This is a genomic window from Wolbachia endosymbiont of Cylisticus convexus (assembly GCF_003344345.1).
In genome coordinates this window covers 1-19,493 of sequence record NZ_QPIP01000023.1, presented here as the reverse complement: position 1 = coordinate 19,493, position 19,493 = coordinate 1, and the positions used below count along the sequence as shown (strand labels likewise).

Here is a 19,493-nt window from a genome sequence, read left to right as displayed (position 1 = left end):
TGAAAATTGCGATAGGTATGCGACATAAAATCTTAATTTCACGGATTTTATGCTCCACCTAAATGATGCCAGCTTCCGATTGTTGATCATCCGTCAGCCCGATACCTTTTATGTGGAATTACAACGTTACTCTCAATTTTTGCCACCCCAGAATCTGCATACTTTATATTCTCTTTTGGCAACATTTTTTCCTGTTTTCGTATCTTAAAATCGTGCTCTGTGTGACACTGATAGAATTTGCCCATCTTCTCTTATAACAATTTCCGTTTTCATTGTGTTTACTCTTTTCTTTCCAGAATAAGACAATTTTCCTATCTTTTGGCCGTTGTATTGGTTACATCTGCTAATATCTTCAAAATTCTTTCTGGCCTGTCCTTTTTTATTGAGATTTTTTTAGCCAAAAGTGGTTCCATTTTCTTGAATAATCGGCAAATGTTTGAGTTATACAAGTTACTCAAGAATCGGTGTGTTATATAAGTTTGATAATACAGAATTATACAGAGGATTTTGCCTTCCAATACAGGCAATTTTGACGTTCTTCCATGGCATTTCTTCTGTTTTTCAACCTTTTCCCACTCTGGTTTCGACAACCTTTTGGAATTCTTCTATTGTCAGACCTGTTACATCTCGAAAATTCCTCGGATGTTCTTTTAGATTATTAAGCTCATTTTACCTCACTTTTACTTGCTCTTTATATAACCATTTCTCCTCTTTTGCAGCAGGTCTTTGCTGCAGTTTTCAATTGCCCAAAATTATAGCTTTTATGAATGATGAACCGCCTCTTTCTTTTCTGTTTCAATTGATTGCCATTTCATTGAAAAATTTGTTGAGGTTATTTGATAGGCAAGTTATTTTATTCATCGTTACTTCTCTCACTAAAAATATATCTGTGAGAACTTGTTATTCTATCTCCTCATATCTTTTTCCTTAACTTCGCGTATGCTTTTTTGAACATTCCCATTTTGAAAATAGTTTAAACGAACTTTATAGACTGCATACAAAAGACCTAACATCTTTAGCAATGCCTTCATAAATCCCTACTAAATCCTCACTTAGCATTGAAGGATCTCCACAATCAGAAGCACTACATATTTGTGGATCTAGAGGAATTCTGCCCAAGAGTTTTATTCTTAGCTCTTCAGACATTTTTTTTGCACCGTCTTTTCCAAATATGTGTATTTTTGAATTGTCTTGAACAAAATAGCTCATATTTTCCACAATGCCAATAATTGGCACGCTGAGCTTTGTGAACATATCATAAATTTTTCGTGCATCAACTAAAGCAAGCTCCTGTGGAGTTGAAACTATTATTGCCCCAGTTAAACTAAAATTCTCCATCAGACTTAAATGCACATCGCCGGTTCCAGGTGGTGTATCAATGATTAAATATTTTATATCAGACCACTTTGTTCCCATTAGCAAATTGTAAAGTGCTTTTGTGATCATAGGTCCACGCCATATTGCTGCGCGGTCTTTATCGATAAAATAGCCAATTGAAATAGTATAGAGTCCATACTTCTCTATAGGCATTGCTTTTCCACTCTGTATTTCTGGCTTTAATTTTTCAGTGTCCAGCATTTTAGGAATCGAAGGACCATATATATCTGCGTCAACCAGTGCAACTTTATGTTTTAATTCTGCCAACGAAAGAGCAAGGTTTAATGCAACCGTAGACTTGCCCACACCTCCTTTACCTGAGGCAACAACAATTATATTTTCCACTCCTTCAATATGAAGTTTAGCTTTTTGCTGCCCAGCTTGTTTTTGGCCAGTAGCAACTACAGTAACCTTCCCTACTCCCGGTATCGCTTTAACAGCTTCCTCACAATTTCTTCTTAATTCTTCATTCGCTTCAGTAACTTCAAGCGCAAAGCCAACATCTCTGCCCTTAATAACAATTGAGGATACTATGCCAACATCCTTACCACCTTTTTTCTCTATGACTTTTTTTAAGCTCTCTCTTACGATCTTCTCATTAATCATTGTAGATTTTTCCATAACATATGATAGAATTTCTTCTATCAGTGTATACTAACATAAACTGCACTTACTTTAAAATGGGGTTATAAGAAATATGTTGAATCACAAAAACTTAACACAAAAACAACGAATTTTGTATTTTCAATTAAGAAAGGCCATACGGAATAGAAGGAGCATCAGTAATATCCTGGAATCAGCTTCAAAGAATGATTTACTAAAAGTTCTTACAATCGGATACATCATACGATTTCCAAGAGGTGGTGGACGCACTTTAACACTACTTAGCTTAGCCATATTCAAATGTAATGATGAATGTATTAATTCTATTTTAACATATTCTCAAAATAACAGTATACTGCAAGAGATTATTAATATTGAAAATATTATAGACTATCAAGGTAGTCTGATTTATACCCTAACATCGCTTGGCTTTGCTATACATCAAAACAAGGAAAGATATATTAATACTATTTTAATAAAAGCTCAGGAAAGTGGTATACTACAAGACATTCTTGCTGCTAGAAATATTATAAAGTTAAATATTATAGCATATGCTTTAGCACCACTTAGTTTTGCTATTTATCAAGGTAATAACGAATGTATCAATTCTATTTTAGAACAAGCTCAAAATAATGGTATGCTGCAAGGCGTTTTTGCTACTGAAAATATTGTAACACGGTTTTTAGATCGTCTTACATACATTTTTACACCGCTTAGCTTTGCTATATATGAAAGTAATAAAGAATGTTTTAATGCAATTTTAACAATCGCCAAGAATAATGGTATATCGCAAGATATTCTTAACAATCGGACGTACATTTTAACATTGCTTGGTCTTGCTATATATAGAAACATCAATGAAAATGAACATGTTAATTCTATTTTAATGCAAGCTCAAAATAATGGTACACTGCAAGAAATTCTGGTTGCTAAAAATATTGTACATTCTCCAAATGGTTGGATGTACAACTTAACATCACTTGGATTTGCTATACATGAAGGTAATCATGAACATGTTAATTCTATTTTAATACAAGCTCAAAATAGTGGTATATTGCAAAATGTTCTTGCTGCTAAAAATACTGTACATTCTCCAGATGGTTGGACGTATAGCTTAACATCACTTGGCTTTGCTATACATGAAGGTAATCATGCACATATTAATTCGATTTTAATTCAGGCTCAAAATAGTGGTTTATTGCAAGATGTTCTTGATAATCACAATGCTGCAATATCTCCAACTGGTCAGAGGTACAGCTTAACACCACTTGGCCTTGCTATATGTAAAGGTAATATTGAATGTATTAATTCTATTCTAGTACGAATTAATGATATACCGCAATACATCTATGCTACTTTTCAACCAACTGCAGCGATTAATAAAAGAAATGTTAGGAGTGCATTAGATGATGTATCTATTTTCCCCAAACGTGTCAGACTGCAAGAAAATATCAGAACTTAATTAGTATCCGTTTATCAGGATGGCAAAAAAGAACAGTGTCCATAATGTCATGCCAGTGCCCAGACACTGGCATCCAGCTTTTTATCAGAAACGTTGATTACTCTTTATTCTTCGCCCTTCCTGCACGCTTACGTTCATTCGGATCGAGGAACTTCTTGCGCAGACGTATAGATTTTGGAGTCACTTCCACCAACTCATCATCGTCTATATACGCTATCATATCCTCCAGTGTCATTATCTTTGGCGGAGTGAGTTTTATAGCTTCATCACTACCTGAAGCTCTCACATTGGTTAATTGTTTACCTTTTAGCACGTTTATCTCTAAATCATTTTCACGGCTATACTGGCCGACAATCATACCACAATATACCTTATCCTGTGGCTTAATAAACATAATCCCCCTATCTTGCAGATTGAAAATTGCGTAGGCTACTGCTTCGCCTTTGTCTGTTGAAATTAAAACCCCATTACGCCTTCCGGAAATTCGACCTTTATGTGGAGCATAACTGTGAAATAAACGGTTAATTATACCAGTGCCGCGAGAATCAGTTAAAAATTCTCCTTGATAACCAATCAGTCCCCTTGATGGAACTAAAAATGTTAACCTCGTTCTACCATTGCCAGAAGGTCTCATGTCAGTTACTTCACCTTTTCGAAAGCTGAGTTTTTCCATGATGATTCCACTGTACTCATCATCTACGTCAATTACTACTTCCTCTATAGGCTCAAGTTTTTTGCCATCCTCCTCTTTGAATAGCACTCGAGGGCGTGAAACAGAAAGCTCAAAACCTTCTCTTCTCATATTTTCAATCAGCACTCCAAGCTGCAATTCACCGCGTCCACCTACTTCAAATGCCTCGCCACTTGGCGCCAAAGTTACAGTAATTGCAACATTTGTTTCTGCTTCTGCATATAAACGATCCTTTATAACAGTTGAGGTAAGTTTTGTTCCCTCTTGCCCAGCAAAAGGTGAGTCATTAACGCTTATAGTAATCGCCATCGTTGGCGGATCAACTGGAGTTGAGCTGACTGCAGTTGTAACTTCTGGTGCTGCTATAGTGTCTGAAACCGAAGCTTTCTCAAGTCCTGCAATGGCAATTATGTCACCTGCTACAGCCTGCTCTACCGGAATGCGTTTTAAGCCAGAAAATGAGAGTAACTTAGTTAATCTTCCACGCTCAACCACTTTACCATCCAAATCAATTACCTTAAGATCTGAGTTAACTTGTGCGGTTCCTTGGTAAATCTTTCCTGTCAATATTCTGCCAAGAAACTTATCGGACTCAAGTAAAGTAACTAACATAGCAAAAGGTGCATTTTGGTCATAAACGGAAGGTTTTATGTAATCTATCACCGTTGAAAATAATGGGCTTAAATCTTTTCTCTCATCAGATAGCTCCTTAGCACACCAACCATTTCTACCTGAAGCATACAATACTGGGAAATCTAGCTGCTCGTTAGTTGCATCAAGGTTAAAAAATAACTCATATATTTCATTTAGTACTTCATCAATTCTGCTGTCTGGCCGATCAACCTTATTGATTATCACAATCGGTTTTAAATTTGCTTTTAGTGCTTTTGACAACACAAACTTAGTCTGTGGCATTGGACCTTCTGCAGCATCAACCAGTAGTAACACGCCATCTGCCATGCAGAGCACCCTTTCCACTTCTCCACCGAAGTCCGCATGTCCTGGTGTATCAATAATATTTATTTTTTCATCACCCCACATTATTGATGTGCATTTTGCAAGTATTGTAATCCCACGTTCACGCTCTTGATCGCCACTATCCATCACTCGTTCTTGAACTTCTTGATTCTCACGAAACGTACCACTTTGTTTTAACATGTTATCAAGTAAAGTAGTTTTACCGTGGTCAACGTGTGCAATTATTGCAATATTACGTATAGATTTAAATTCATTCATTTTCTATTATTTTAAAATTAATTTAGTAACAAGTATACATATAATATATTTAGAGTAAATAACTGATTAGTTAAGCGTCAGGTAATATATAGTAAATAATTAATTTATATGATTAAGGTTTCTAATATAGAAATATCACTATAGAGTGTGGCTAAAATATGATCACTGAATTAATACATGATCTCCTTGACTATTCTCCTGAACAAGCGAACGCTTTTTTGCAGTTATTTAGTACAGAAAAGTAATGGGAGCTGCAGTATTATGCAGGAAAAGACTTTAAGAAGTCTCCTAAAATAGGAGTTTCATGTTTAGCAGAAATTACACGGTATCTGTTCAGGGGAATGGCTAATGTGCAAATATTGAAACCTGTGCTCCCTTTCTTGTCATTCCAGTGCGTGACACTGGAATTGCATTGTTGTAAAGCAAGGTAAAGAATATGACTAGCAGAATGCTAACTTTCTAAGCCGTAGGAACAAAAACTCCTTTACAAATTTCGTTAGTTCACTTATCATGACAATAGGGGTATTTATGACTCAAAACTTGTTTTTGACCTGCAGGCTCAATGACAAAAATTCAGTAAAAAACTTAGGGTACTTATTGGCGGATTACATAAAATTATAGCGGCTGCATGTCTTTTTTATTTTTTCTACATTCAGCCAAAACGCGCTTATTTTAAGCGTTAGCACATTATTACAGCGCCAGTTTAAATTATTATAGGGTCAAACTCACTACGTGGGGATTCTTTTGCCTTTTTTGCAATTAGTAAATTTATTAATATTTATAGTTAGAGTAATTTAAGAGAGCCAGCGCATGAGGCACAGCTGCACGAACATTATCTGCTGGATGCCAGTGCCCAGACACTGGCATCCAGGAATTTTATTACGTTGGCAAGCACAAAAGTAGCTGCTTCATGTTAGAATACAGCGTTTCCAATGATTACGAAAAAGCTGAATTCCAGCACTGGAATGACATTAACTGATTTTCCTTTGAATTTCAGTTATGCAAGAAATCTAATTAGCCTCTTTGGTTTCATTCCAGTGTCTGGTCACTGGCATGACATCTTCCTTGTATCACAATGTTCGTACAGTTGTGTGTGTTCCATTCGAGAGCTTTCTGTACGTTGCAGCAACTAACACTAAGACAAGGAAGAAGAATCTTGCTTTAGCAGTACATTTATATAAAATTAAAATAAACTAGAGTAATTATTTTACAATTTAAATGCTAACAAGATTCGCTCCAAGCCCAACTGGCTACCTCCATGTAGGAAATATACGAACTGCACTTATTTGCTGGATGTACACACGTAATCAAAATGGAAAATTTTTACTACGTTTTGATGATACTGACCTTGAGCGCTCAGATATCAAATATGTAGATAATATCATAGAAGATCTAAAATGGATTGGCATAAATTGGGATTCAAGTTTCAAGCAATCAGAGCGTTTTGAGCGCTATAACGAGGTGTTCTTACAGTTAATGAAAGAAGGTCATATTTATGCATGCTATGACACAAGAGAAGAGTTAGACATTAAACGAAAATTGCAATTAAAACAAGGTCTTCCCCCTGTTTACGATAGAGGTGCGTTGCTTCTAACTGAGCAAGAGAAAATTCGTTATGAGCAAGAAGGACGAAAACCACATTTCAGATTTAAATTGAATAGAAACGAAATTGTAAAATGGAATGATGAAGTTAAAGGTGAAATAAATATTGCAACAATTCACATTAGCGATCCTGTGGTAAAAAGAGAAGATGGAATTTATACATACATGTTACCTTCTGTTGTTGATGATGTTGACTTTAATGTAACCCATGTTGTACGCGGGGAAGATCATGTAACTAATACCGCAGTTCAGATCCAAATGATTAAAGCATTAAAAGCGAAAATTCCTATATTTGCTCACCTTCCCCTACTACATTTTGATGATAGCAAGATATCGAAACGGAAAGGTGGGCTGGATATTAATTCCATAAGAGAAGATGAGATTGAGCCAATGGCGCTAACTAGCTATTTAGCAAAACTTGGCACATCTGATCCGATAGAAGCTCATGTTGATATGCAGTCTTTAATTAACTCATTTGATATTAAAAAATTTAGCTCAGCATCTGCACAATTCAGCTTGAGTGAAATGTATAAGCTAAATAGCAAAGTGCTGCAACAAATGCCATTTGAAATGGTGCAAGATCGTTTAAGTCAAATTGGTTCAGAGTTTTGGTATTTTATCAGGAACAACATAAACAGGTTTTCTGAGGTGGCCAAATGGTGGCAAGTATGTAAATACAATATAGAGCCTGTGGTTCTTAATAAGGAGTTTATAAAAATAGCGCTAAGTTCATTACCTCAAGGTGATTGTAATGAAAACACATTATCAGAGTGGGTCAAAAATATTCGACAAACAGTAGATATAAAGGCAAAAGACCTATTTACGCAGTTGCGCCTCGCTTTAACAGGAACAGAAACAGGACCAGAACTTGCCAAATTATTAATTTTTATCGGTAGAGAGAGTATTGTTGCAAGGTTAGAAGAAAATCAAAGAATTATACAAAAGGTTTAAATGCACTGGATGTATTTTGAATGACACCAATAATTAATCTCATGCTGAAAGATCATTTTATGATTCAGATCAGTTTTTTTACAGGTCACTTCTAAGCTTATCAATTTTTCCAAGATCTTCTTAAGTTCTGGAAGTTGCAAACTTTTCAAATGAGATTTAAAACTCTGCAATTGTTTGAAGAACAATGGAGGATTTAGCTGGTCAATTGCAGCTTGTTCACTCATTCCACCTTGTATTAACAGCAAAACGCTTTCCAGTCGTAGAAAATAATTTGATATAATACGGATTAATGCTATCGGTGAAAAATTTTCTTGTAATATCAATGCATCAGAAATTCTAATGAAGCGTGACATATCTTTACTTGCTATGGCAGAGCATAGATCATCAAGTGTAACATAATCATTTCCGGAGGTTGAAAAGCACAGGTCTATATCAGCAGGTTTAAGGTCTTTTCTCTCTCCTAGGTATAAAACTAATTTCTCAAGCTCTCGATGTATGGGCAGTTTGCTACGATTAAAGTAAGACTGCAAGTGGTAGATTATCTCATTTGTGTACCCTATATCATTTTGCTTCAAGTAACTTGATATAATATCACAAAGATTACTACCGCTATCCTTATAGCAGGTAATTACACCGAAAATTTTTGAGCTTTCCATATAACTTTTAGTTGCAGAATTATATGGAAGATCATTTGCTATCATCATTATATAATGACCACCTACACTATTATCCAATATGTCCTTTAGCTCTTTAGATATACTTCCACTTACATTTATCAGCTTAACTAACCTTTTATTAGTAAACATTGAAATGTTTGCCAGCTCGGAAAATAACAAACCGGGTGACTTATTCACTACTGCAAAATCCATCACCTGGACTGAATACTCATCCAAGTTGGCAATTATTTCTTGTACGAAAATATCGATTTTACTATTGTCACTTCCATGAACTAACACACCACTTAAAGTATCAGGTTTCTCAAGGAATTTTTTAACTTTAGATGGCGTTATTCTCATGCCATCTATATTATATCATTCTCATTTGATTGTACATCACTTGGTTGCACATCAATGTCCAAAAATTCTGAGCTTTCTTGATTTGCTGTATTCTTCGTATCATCTGACACTTCTTTCTTTCCTGTAATATAATTATAAAATTTTTTCACAGGCTACCCTACATACCTAGAAAAAAATCCTTCTTCGGCCATATCTTTCACTCCATAAAATTAACAATTTATTATTAGCACATAAAAACAATGTAGCAAAAACTACTTTACGCTAAGATGGTTACACTCCTTTATTAATGAATTATGAATATCTGAGACCAAAATTAAGTCAATCTATTTAACACTAACCTTATAAAATAAGCAATGATTAAATATACAGCTGCAATAAGTATAATTGCAGGTCCAGTTAATAAATCAAAACTTGCAGATAATATCAGACCCGATACACCAGAGATCACAGAAAAAACTGTTGCAATAATAATCATTTGCATTGGAGTTTTTGAAATGAGCCTCGCTGATGCAGCAGGTATTAACAAAAATGCAGCAATGAGTAATATTCCTATTAATTGAGCAGAAATTGCAATAAAGATAGCAAGTACAATTAAAAATTCTAGCCTAACAAAATTAACATTAACTTTCTCAACTGCTGCCAAGTCTTGATTAATTGAAATCATCAGCCAATAGCGCCATCTAAATATTAATATCAAAGTAACTATTACGGAGGTTAGAAAAATTGATATTATATCACTTTGGTCAATCATTAATATATCACCAAACAATGAGCTAATAATACTATTATTACCTGATGGAAGAAAAGACATAAGTATTAAACTCGATGATAAAACTACATTGGTAACTATGTTCAATATCGTATCAGCAGAATATAATTTATTAAAATTAAGAGAAAGTAGTATCGCAAACATAATTGCAATGAGCATTATACTTACCGATGGGCTGATATTAAAGATCAAAGCAAGTGCAATACCAAGCAATGAAGAATGAGACAAACTATCACCCAAATACGATAACCTTTGCCATATCATAAATGACCCTAAAGCTCCTGTTACTAGGCTAATCATAACTACTGCAATTAGGCTATTGATAAAAAAACTCTGTGTAAATATTTCTAACATGCTATCAGATAACTGACAACAAACCTATCTTCAGATATTAAAACATTATGGGTTCTGCATGCTGCATCAGTCGTCATAAATTCAAAATTTAAATTCTTTTGCTCCATAAGATAAGACTTCATTGAACAATCGCGTATTTTACCAGTACCTATTATCAAAATCTCTATTTCCTTTGTTAAAAAAGATTTAAAATACTCCTTATTATTTATATCACTTTCTTTCAATTCAACCACCTTTTCAGGAAAAATTATAATTGAGCCATGATATTCTTGATTATTTACCCAAAACCTTCCTTCCCTGTAACCATTTATAAGATTTTTCTTCTCAGAAACTAAGGACATAAATCAAACTATTAATTGCGTATCGTACACCCACCATTCTGGATATTCCTTTTTGATATTTGCCGCTGCAGCTTTTGCACTTTCTTCACTATTGAACATTCCAAAGCACGCTACACCGCTGCCTGACATGCGAGAAAGTATAGAGCCTTCTTGTGACTCTAGTGTTGATATTACATCCTGAATTTCAGGTACAAGACTTATTGCTGCTTCTTGCAGGTCATTTTTTGTCTCTTTAAGAAGCTCTAACAAACCCTCCTCAGTGTTATTACTCCACTTAATTGGCTGAGAGAAATCCCCTTTATACTTGGAAAATACTTCTGATGTATTTAAAAATTTTTTTTCGGTTTCACAAGTACCACATTTGTGGGTAAAGAGCATTGTTTAACTGGGCATAATTCTTCACCAATACCTCTAACAAAAACTGGCTTACTATCTATGCTTGCAGGCACATCAGCACCAACGCTTAAAACTATATCATTTAAAATTTGCCTATCAACCTCCCATAGCTCTCCTAGCGTGCGTATCACAGCTCCAGCATCTGAGGAACCACTACCAAATCCCGCAGCAATTGGTATATTTTTTATAACCCTCACAGTGACTTTAGTGCGTGCAGGAGCATACCTAAGCAGTAAATTAACTGCTTTCGTTACAGTGTTATATCGATAATTTATTTTAAACTCAGAATTTACAAATTCAGCTGTAGAGTGATCATATCTAAATTTTTTTTCTCCTACTTTTATTTCTAAAAAATTAGAAAGCTTAGCAAAAATAACCAAGCTTTCGATCAAATGATACCCTCTTTCCTCTCTATTTATAATATGTAAAAAAAGATTGATCTTTGCAGGAGCCTTTACACAAAAACTTTCCATTCGTATATCTTCACTAACACTACCTTATTTACTATACTTGAAATGCCACTTCAGTCAAACTTTATACACTCCTAATGAGATTAAATGCCATAAATCCTAATTTCTCTGTATGGGTAAGTGCATCCGCTGGTACAGGTAAAACAAAGATCTTAATAGACAGAGTATTAAGACTTCTATTAGAGAATAAAAGAAATATTCTCTGCTTAACATTTACTAATGCTGCAGCAAATGAAATGGAGGATCGCATTTACAGTACACTTAGCAGGTGGGCAAGATGTTCAGATAGCGAATTAATAATGGATCTGGAACAACTAGACTCATTGCAAATCAGAAAAAAAGAAACCTGGATCCCAGTGTCAGCTACTTGGATGACAGGGGATGACGCAGAAATAACGGAGAATGATGCTGAGGTGATAGACCACGATTTAAGTGAAAATCCCCACCCTTCGATGTACCCCCACTTGTCATTCCAGTGCTTGACCAGAGAAAATAAAGATTATTTAACAAGAGCAAGAAGGCTTTTCTCTGAACTGGAAAATCTTGGTTTAACTATACAAACCATACACGCTTTTTGTTACAAATTAATCTCCAACTTTCCTACAGAAGCTGGTATCGCCCCAAATTGTACGTTGAGCGAATGTAAAGAATTGCATTCTATCGTATTTGAAAAAACGCTTCATAACGAAACTGTTCAGGACGATATCAGTATCATTGCAGCTGAAATTGATGAAAATAAGCTGCGTGATTTGCTCTATACCTTATGTGTAAAGAGATCAGTTCTAGAAAATAATTTAGAGTATATCAAAAATAAATTGAGTGCCCCTGATAAGATTCACGATTTACAGAATGAAACGATTGAGCAGATAAAAAGATTGGCTGAAATATTAAGCAAGGGCAGCAAAAGAGATCAGAGTTATAGTACAATGCTCTATGATTGGTGTAATAGCACAAAATCGTCCGTACCAAATGTTGTCATCCCAGTGCTTGACACTGGGATCCATATTTCTTTTTTTTCTGGATCCCAGTGTCAAGCACTGGGATGACAACAAGATAGAGAACTTAGCCAAAGTATTTCTGAAGTCAGAATCACACGAAAAAAGAGCATATCATCAATTATCACAAAGGGTACTTTGGAAAAATTTGAAGACGCAGAGCAAATGATAGAAAGCATTCAAAATGTAGTATTTACTTATATAAGAGACATGAATTCTTATCAAATATTTAAGAGAACCAGTAGTTTACTTAGTATATTTAAAGTATATGTTGATCTATATAATAATGAAAAATCAAAAAATGCACTGCTTGACTACAATGATCTCATCAATTTAGTAACAAATCTCCTTAGCAACCCAGGCTATAAAGATTGGATATTGTTTAATCTAGACCAAAAAATAGATCACATTCTTGTTGATGAGGCACAAGACAATAGTATCAGTCAATGGAAAATTATAACAAATCTCTGTGATGAATTTTTTACCGGTGGTGATGAAAAGCGAACCTTATTTGTTGTTGGTGATGTAAAACAATCGATTTACAGATTTCAAGGAGCAAATCCCCACCTATTTAACTACATGCAACAATACTTTTACACAAAAACTGGTGGTAGAGATTGGATATCATGTCAACTTGAAAAGTCATTTCGCTCAACTCCAGAAGTTTTGATGTTTGTAGACAGGATATTTAACAACTTCCGTGAAGAAATATCTTTCAATAATAACGAGATAAAACATGTTCCGCATAGAGAAAATGATCAAGGGTACATTGAAATTTGGCCGTTATTGCCAAGATGCAATGAGGAAGAGCAGCAAGCCTTACAAATTCATTTAACACAGAGGAAAGATTATGTAGTAACAGATCGATTGCTTGCTCAGGCAATAGCTCGCAGAATTCACAATTGGTTAAACGAAGGGCGGATTTTAGTCGCCAAAGATCGCCATATAGAACCAAGGGACATTATGATTTTGGTACGGCAGCGAAATGTGTTAGTTGATTACATAATAAGTGAATTAAAAAAAGTAAATGTACCAGTTATAGGCCGAGATTATTTCAGAATCATGGATTACATAGCTGTGCAGGACTTAATAGCTTTGGCTGAATTTTTGCTCCTCCAGGCAAATGATCTTGCTCTTGCAAATGTTTTAAAATCACCACTATTTAACTTCACTGAGGATGATTTATTTAATATTGCATATGATCGTAAAGAACAGTCGTTATGGGAAAGAATTCAAGATTATCATAAGATTATCTATAGTGAATTAAACTATCTGATTAACTTATCTCAGACAGAATCCCCTCTTACATTATTCACGCATATATTGCGCACAGGTAAGAAAAAATTTGCTTCAAGGCTAGGTCTTGAGTGCTTCGAGGTTTTAGACGAATTTATGAACCTCGTGTTGCAATTCGAGAACCCATCTCTTCAAGCATTTGTTCAGTGGATCAAGGAAAACAATCCTGAGATTAAAAACGATATGCAATCAGAACGCAATGCTGTGCGAATAATGACAATTCATAAATCAAAAGGTCTACAAGCTCCCATAGTGTTTTTAGTTGACACAAATACGGTGCCAAGAAACAGCGAAAGTATTGTGTTTGATGCAACAGAAGCGCCATTTTGGTGTGGCAAAAATAATAATGCTTATTGCGATCAAGTAAAAAGAGAGAAAAAACTAGAAGATTATAACGAATATTTGCGTTTGCTATACGTGGCACTCACGCGTGCTGAAGATGAGTTATACATTTTAGGTAAAGAACCGGTACAAAAGGGCTCTTGGTATGATCTAGTTATTCAATATGGAGAATTATATGAGAAGAAACAAGCACACTTACAGCCAATATTTAAAGAAAAAGTTGAAGTACTATGCATGAATGCAAATTACCCTTCTATTTATAAAAAACGTGATTATTTTAACGTTCCGGTAATTTCACCTCCGCCAAATCTGTCAGCACTCTTTCAAGAATCTGGAAAGAAAAAAGGGGAATCAGTGTTAACCACCCAAATGATACCAGTTCAATCTTCTCCTGCTACTCTAATATCCTCCCCTTTCATCCTAAAACCCTCCTCTGTTATTCCAGTGCCTAGAAACTGGAACTTAACTTTAAATGAGTCGATGTATGATGAAAAATGGATTCCAGCGTCACGCGCTGGAATGACATCTGCTACTCACTCTCCCCTTTCATCCAAAAACCCTCCACTATCATTCCAGCACTCTCCACTGTCATGCCAAAACCCTACCCTATCATCTCAAGACCCTCCACTGTCATCCCAGTGCTTTACACTGGGATCCAGTAAAAAGAAGGACAGAACGTAACGCTGAGATCTGTAGAAAAAAAGCCAGTGTCTGGCTACTTGGATGACAAAAAAAGGGGCACTGAGATGGCTGAGGATAGTGCAGGAATAACAGACGGCTATGCAAGAGGCTTAATAATTCACAGTATATTGCAATATCTACCTAAGATAGAGAAAGACAGGAGAAAAAATTGGGTTAGGAAATATCTTAATAGCATAAACACTAGTGAAGATAAAGATAAAATTTACAGCAAAATATTAGCCTTTAATGAAAAATATGATTATCTATTCGACTTAGAAGGCAAATCAGAAATTACACTGAGTGGAACAATTGACGGTAAATCAGTATTAGTACGGCTAGACAGGCTATGCATAACAGAAGATAAAGCAATCATAATTGACTATAAATCACACCATAACGTTTCTATTTCCTCATTAAATGAAATAAAAAAGCAAATGTTGATCTATAAAACCTTAGTGCAAGAAGTCTACCCAGATAAGCAGGTAGAGTGCGTGGTTATTTGGGTAGAAGATTTAACCTTACAATCTTTGATCTAAACTCAATAATATATAGTATAAAGTTCGTACAGTAGCTACTTGCATTTGTTGTAAACTCACTTTTACTCTATGGTTATCTTTCTATACTACCTTGTCTACCTTATTTTCTGAACGAATACTGTATCTTCGTATTATAAAACACCCAACAAGCAGAGTTGTAAGCGGAATAAACCATAAAATGTAGGTACTAGATTTTACAGGTGGTATAATGGTAATTGAACCTCCATAAGAATTTTTTAACTCTGAAATTATTTGCTCGTCAGTATATCCATCACTGATCTTCTTGCGAATTGCCTTGCGCATACCATATGCAACTTGAGACTCAGATTCGGATAATAATTCACCAGAGCATACTGGACACTTTATCACTAAAAATAAGCTAATTGCTCGCTCTTCCATGCTTTTATCTGTTAGTTTGTCATCCAAAGTGAAAGCATTTATGCCTAAATGGAATATCAGTGTAAAAAGTAAGCTAATTACTATTCTCATTCTTGGTGAATTCAGTAAATTGCCTCATAAAATCAATAGTGGATAATTTTCCAATAAAACCTGAACCTACATTATCGTCGTACTTTATTGAAAATTGAATATCGTTATCAGTTGTTTTTTCTGATAAGGAAGACATTAATTTTTTGCACAAATCTGAAGCTTTTGAATCACCAGTCACAAATGAGATTAATTCTTTATAATTTGATATGGCTACGTTAATTTTGTCTTCAAATGAAGATGTAACTAGATTGTAATTATTTACCCCGCCATTCGCAATAATAGAAAAGTTATTACTCTGAATCAAAAATTTTTCTATGTTAAAATTAATCTTGGAAGCTGAAATATGATTTACAAATTCATAATCGAATTTAGCATCGATACTAAGGTAATTTTCAGGATTTGCAGTATGTTTATACCGATAAGTATAAAAATCAAATCCTAGTTTAGTATTTCCATTCAGTTCTTTAGCGAGGTGAAATTGGATGTAATTACTTTTATCATTCACTTCAGTTATAACACTTTGCTGATTTTCTGAAACATCACATTTCAATCCGTAATCTTCGTAACGAAGTGCATCTATATAGTCTATCACAGTGCTATTTCTGTTGAATTGTAATGAAGATGGTAAATCATTTAGTCTAACAACAAAGTGGCTGCTATCGTTTGTGTGACATTTTATGTTCTTTTTTTCATCACCACGGACAGTAATATTGACTTCATTGCTTGGTATGTAGATATATACTGATTTATCAAACAATTTATTTCTTATCAATAAAGCTTCAGATGAGATAGTTAATTGCTCATTGGAGACCTTTGGGTTCATTAGACGAAAAACTAGGTTAAAAGGAAATCCGCTAAAATCATGTGAAATATCAAACTTTTCGTCGTTAATGTATAGTATTGTTTCAGCTAAAAGATTTTTTACCTTACATGCGGAAAAATACCAAAAACCACCATACGCTACAGGAATAAACAAAAGTAAAGAGAAGACAATATAGATAAAAATCTTACGCATCGTTTCCTTGTTTATCTAATGATATGTTTCTTGTACCTCTTGGCACGGTTACACACAAACCGTCAATATCTTTTGTGATTTTTATTTGACATCCAAGCCTCGATGTCTCTGTTAAGCCGAAAGCTAGGTCCAGCATATCATTTTCCTCATCAGATATAGGATTATGTGTTTCTACAACGTCATAAAATTTTGGATCAACAATTACGTGGCATGTAGAACAAGCAAGAGAGCCTTCACATGCACCTTCAAGCAGATCTGGATCACTTCTGTGGGCTAAATTAAGCAGAGTTTCTCCCTCCGCAGCTTCATAGCTTTTCTTGCTTCCATCAGGTAAGATAAAAGTAACAGATGACATACTATTTTCCTATTGAAATCCCTACTAATTTCTCTACATTCTACAAATAATAGCTAGTACTTGCAAACTCTTTTGTGTTTCTATTAGGAGAGTAGGCCAGTGCCACCAGCATCTCACAGCATTGTAAGCAAAGGCAGCCATCGAGTTGATAGTGCGTCCAGGAAAGGCGTGTATGTTCAGTGGGAGTCAACCCCACCAGGATAAGAGTCGGAGTTCTGTAACTAGGGTAGCAATATGGAGGGAAACCAAGATGCTGAAGCCTACCGACAACATTGTTGTAAGAATAATGGTGAATTACCAGGCTGTAGCGAAAGCGAACACATAGGTGACCTCGAAAGTAACGTGAACCAAAGGCCGAGCCCTCTAACAACGGGTGAAGGTAACATAGGGTGACGAAATACGAATGATACGGCAGATCTACTGGCGGGGTGTTAGTGATGGCATGATAATGAGGACATACTAAGCAACTGGAGAAGTCCTACTTATCCCAAAGAGAAATACTTTGGAGCAAGGTAAGCCCTATAACTATGAACTAGGAAAGGGGACGAAAGATAAGAGGGTGGCGGATGGGTGTGAAGAAGTGGGGTAATGCCCATGGAGCGAAGGCACCCTACTAGTAAAGATCTTTTAACAAAAGGAAGGAAAAGGTAAAAATGACAAAAATACCAATAAAATTACAAGACCTGAGAAGAAACCAAAGCGAAAGCAGAACCGGAATGGCGATTCTGGGGAATCTACGTTCATGTCTGCAAGATGGAGACACTAGAAGAAGCCTACAAGCTAACAAAGAAGAGTAATGGAGCACCAGGAATTGATGGAGTGACATTCGAATCAATAGAAGCAATAGGCGTAAGAAAGTATCTTCAACGAATAAGACATGAACTAACAACCAAGACCTATAACCAAAATAGGAACCGGAGAAAGGAAATACCCAAATCTGGAGGAAAATTCAGAAAATTGAACATACCCTGCATCCGGGATGGCTTTGTTGCATAGCTAGTATTGGTTGAGGTTATTGTAAGAAGAAAAGCTTTTTAATATATGGTGACTAACGTATTTTGTTGTAAAATAGGCATTTTTCAAACAAGTATAACTTATGCCACAAAAAATGAGAGTATAACGAGTTTCTCAAAAAAAGAGGAAATGTTTTTCATTTTGTTAATCAAGCCATAGAAAATGGGAATGTTCAAAAAAGTGTGTCAAGCCGCATTTTTAGTTCAACTCAATTTTCAACCTATCTGGAAAGAAAATATCAAGTTGAGACATAGTTAAAGCCCAATTAGGGAGAGCCATAATCCACTTTTGCTCTACCTTTTTTATAGCACAATATACCTGTTTGTACAAGGCATTTGTACTAGTAAATGAACCCTTAGTTTTAGTAAATTTCCTGATTTGTCTATGCAACCCCTCAATTGGATTAGTGGTGTAAATCAGCTTCCTAACTGGCCCAGAATACTTAAAATAACTGGATAAGTTTTCCCAATTGTTCTGCCAGGATTTTATAACTAAAGGATACTTTTCTCCCCATTTTCCTTCCAGCTCAAGCAGATAATTCTCAGCAATTTCTTTACTTGAAGCACGATATATTTTTTTCAGATCATTCATGAAAACTTTCACATCTTTACTGGATACATATTTCAGAGAATTTCTTATTTGGTGTACTATACATAGCTGCACTTCTGCACTGGGAAATACACTGTTGATGGCTGCAGGAAAGCTTTTTAGCCCATCTACACATGCAATCAGAATATCTTCTACTCCTCTTTCTTTGAGGTTATTTAGCACTTCCAACCAAAAGTTAGCTCCTTCACTTTCAGCCAAATAAAAGCCCAGGACTTCTTTTCTGCCATTTTGGTCTATGCCCAATATATTGTACATACATTTACTTACGCAATGTCCATCCTCCTTGACCTTAAAGAACATCCCATCCATAAATACTATCGGGTATACTGATTGCAGTGGACGACTACGCCATTCATTGATTATAGGCAGTAATTTGTCGGTAATACTTGATATCTCTGCTACCGATATTTTGTGATCATAAATTTCCTCAACGTGTGACGCTATATCTCTATAGCTCATACCACTGGCAAATGTGCTCAAAATCTTCGTTTCAAGCTCTGGATGTAAGCTTGTTTGCCTTTTTTTGACTATTTGCGGCTCAAAACTTCCTTCTCTATCTCTTGGCGTTAACAGCTCAAATGAACCTGCACTTGTACGTAAAGTCTTTCCATTCCTCCCATTTCTGCGATTATTTTCTTCACTTTCAGCTAATAAATGGTTTTCTATTTCACCTTCTAGACTCGCCTCCAGCAGCTTTTTTATAAATGGTGTTAATGCTCCCTCCTTTCCTGTCAACGGTCTTCCTTCTCGTATAGACGACAGGATATTTGTTTCCAACTCTTTATAATCTACCAATCCGTTAGTTCTGTTTACTACTTTTTGACTCATTGTCAAACCTCCATTTTTAAATTGATATAAATTACTTTTTTTCGGTTTGACACACTTTTTTGAAC

General features: G+C 35.3%; 13 protein-coding genes and 4 pseudogenes. 5 read left to right on the top strand and 12 right to left on the bottom strand.

Going from position 1 to position 19,493, the window contains the following annotated elements; translation table 11 throughout:
* Both Wcon_RS11890 and Wcon_RS03870 read right to left on the bottom strand, forming a co-directional pair.
* A pseudogene (locus Wcon_RS11890) lies at positions 1-615 on the bottom strand (IS5/IS1182 family transposase); the annotation flags it as partial.
* 369 nt (positions 616-984) lie between these two features.
* Positions 985-1,983 carry an Mrp/NBP35 family ATP-binding protein gene (locus Wcon_RS03870; RefSeq protein WP_114517282.1) on the bottom strand — a complete coding sequence of 333 codons (999 nt, stop codon included), beginning with the start codon at positions 1,981-1,983 and terminating at the stop codon, positions 985-987.
* 91 nt (positions 1,984-2,074) lie between these two features.
* Between Wcon_RS03870 and Wcon_RS11885 the strand changes: the two genes are divergently transcribed.
* Complete coding sequence (locus Wcon_RS11885) at positions 2,075-3,442, top strand: WD_0033/WD_0034 family tandem repeat-containing protein (protein ID WP_237350017.1); 1,368 nt, start codon at positions 2,075-2,077, stop codon at positions 3,440-3,442.
* A gap of 97 nt (positions 3,443-3,539) precedes the next feature.
* Here Wcon_RS11885 and typA read toward each other — a convergent pair whose 3' ends face one another.
* Entirely contained in the window at positions 3,540-5,369 is a 1,830-nt protein-coding gene (gene typA, locus Wcon_RS03860) for a translational GTPase TypA (protein ID WP_114517281.1), read from the bottom strand.
* 1,218 nt (positions 5,370-6,587) lie between these two features.
* On the opposite strand from typA, the gene gltX reads away from it, so the two are divergent.
* Positions 6,588-7,922 carry a glutamate--tRNA ligase gene (gene gltX, locus Wcon_RS03855; RefSeq protein WP_114517280.1) on the top strand — a complete coding sequence of 445 codons (1,335 nt, stop codon included), beginning with the start codon at positions 6,588-6,590 and terminating at the stop codon, positions 7,920-7,922.
* Here gltX and holA read toward each other — a convergent pair.
* The 5 genes and pseudogenes from holA to Wcon_RS12780 all read right to left on the bottom strand — a co-directional run bounded on the left by holA (position 7,919) and on the right by Wcon_RS12780 (position 11,271).
* Complete coding sequence (gene holA, locus Wcon_RS03850) at positions 7,919-8,938, bottom strand: DNA polymerase III subunit delta (protein WP_114517279.1); 1,020 nt, start codon at positions 8,936-8,938, stop codon at positions 7,919-7,921. The two genes, gltX and holA, sit on opposite strands and share 4 nt — an antisense overlap.
* A 5-nt stretch (positions 8,939-8,943) precedes the next feature.
* Positions 8,944-9,087, bottom strand: coding sequence for a hypothetical protein (locus Wcon_RS03845; protein ID WP_237350016.1), 144 nt, complete (start codon positions 9,085-9,087; stop codon positions 8,944-8,946).
* A 164-nt stretch (positions 9,088-9,251) separates the two neighbouring features.
* Complete coding sequence (locus tag Wcon_RS03840) at positions 9,252-10,061, bottom strand: metal ABC transporter permease (RefSeq protein ID WP_114517278.1); 810 nt, start codon at positions 10,059-10,061, stop codon at positions 9,252-9,254.
* Positions 10,055-10,402 carry an Mth938-like domain-containing protein gene (locus Wcon_RS03835; protein WP_114517277.1) on the bottom strand — a complete coding sequence of 116 codons (348 nt, stop codon included), beginning with the start codon at positions 10,400-10,402 and terminating at the stop codon, positions 10,055-10,057. The genes Wcon_RS03840 and Wcon_RS03835 overlap by 7 nt, the downstream gene beginning before the upstream one ends.
* Before the next feature lie 3 nt (positions 10,403-10,405).
* A pseudogene (locus Wcon_RS12780) lies at positions 10,406-11,271 on the bottom strand (4-(cytidine 5'-diphospho)-2-C-methyl-D-erythritol kinase).
* Between the two features lie 74 nt (positions 11,272-11,345).
* Here Wcon_RS12780 and Wcon_RS03825 point away from each other — a divergent pair.
* Positions 11,346-14,216 (top strand): annotated as a pseudogene (locus Wcon_RS03825) (UvrD-helicase domain-containing protein); the annotation flags it as partial.
* Positions 14,217-14,572: 356 nt separating this feature from the next.
* Positions 14,573-15,118: pseudogene (locus Wcon_RS03820) on the top strand (PD-(D/E)XK nuclease family protein); the annotation flags it as partial.
* 81 nt (positions 15,119-15,199) lie between these two features.
* Here the strand turns inward: Wcon_RS03820 and Wcon_RS03815 are convergent.
* Genes Wcon_RS03815 through Wcon_RS03805 form a run of 3 tightly spaced genes read right to left on the bottom strand, consistent with a single transcriptional unit; the run spans position 15,200 to position 16,977 of the window.
* Entirely contained in the window at positions 15,200-15,607 is a 408-nt protein-coding gene (locus Wcon_RS03815; protein ID WP_114517276.1) for a cytochrome c-type biogenesis protein, read from the bottom strand.
* On the bottom strand, positions 15,591-16,622 hold the full coding sequence (locus Wcon_RS03810) for a hypothetical protein (protein WP_114517275.1): 1,032 nt from the start codon (positions 16,620-16,622) through the stop codon (positions 15,591-15,593). The genes Wcon_RS03815 and Wcon_RS03810 overlap by 17 nt, the downstream gene beginning before the upstream one ends.
* On the bottom strand, positions 16,615-16,977 hold the full coding sequence (locus tag Wcon_RS03805) for a ferredoxin family 2Fe-2S iron-sulfur cluster binding protein (RefSeq protein WP_114517274.1): 363 nt from the start codon (positions 16,975-16,977) through the stop codon (positions 16,615-16,617). Before Wcon_RS03805 ends, Wcon_RS03810 begins: the two co-directional genes overlap by 8 nt.
* 653 nt (positions 16,978-17,630) lie before the next feature.
* Here Wcon_RS03805 and Wcon_RS11870 point away from each other — a divergent pair.
* A complete protein-coding gene (locus Wcon_RS11870) occupies positions 17,631-17,774 on the top strand; it encodes a hypothetical protein (RefSeq protein WP_237350013.1) in 144 nt (47 codons plus the stop codon).
* Positions 17,775-18,189: 415 nt separating this feature from the next.
* Here the strand turns inward: Wcon_RS11870 and Wcon_RS03795 are convergent, their stop codons facing one another.
* Entirely contained in the window at positions 18,190-19,428 is a 1,239-nt protein-coding gene (locus Wcon_RS03795) for an IS256 family transposase (protein ID WP_114516979.1), read from the bottom strand.
* Positions 19,429-19,493 lie beyond the last annotated feature (65 nt).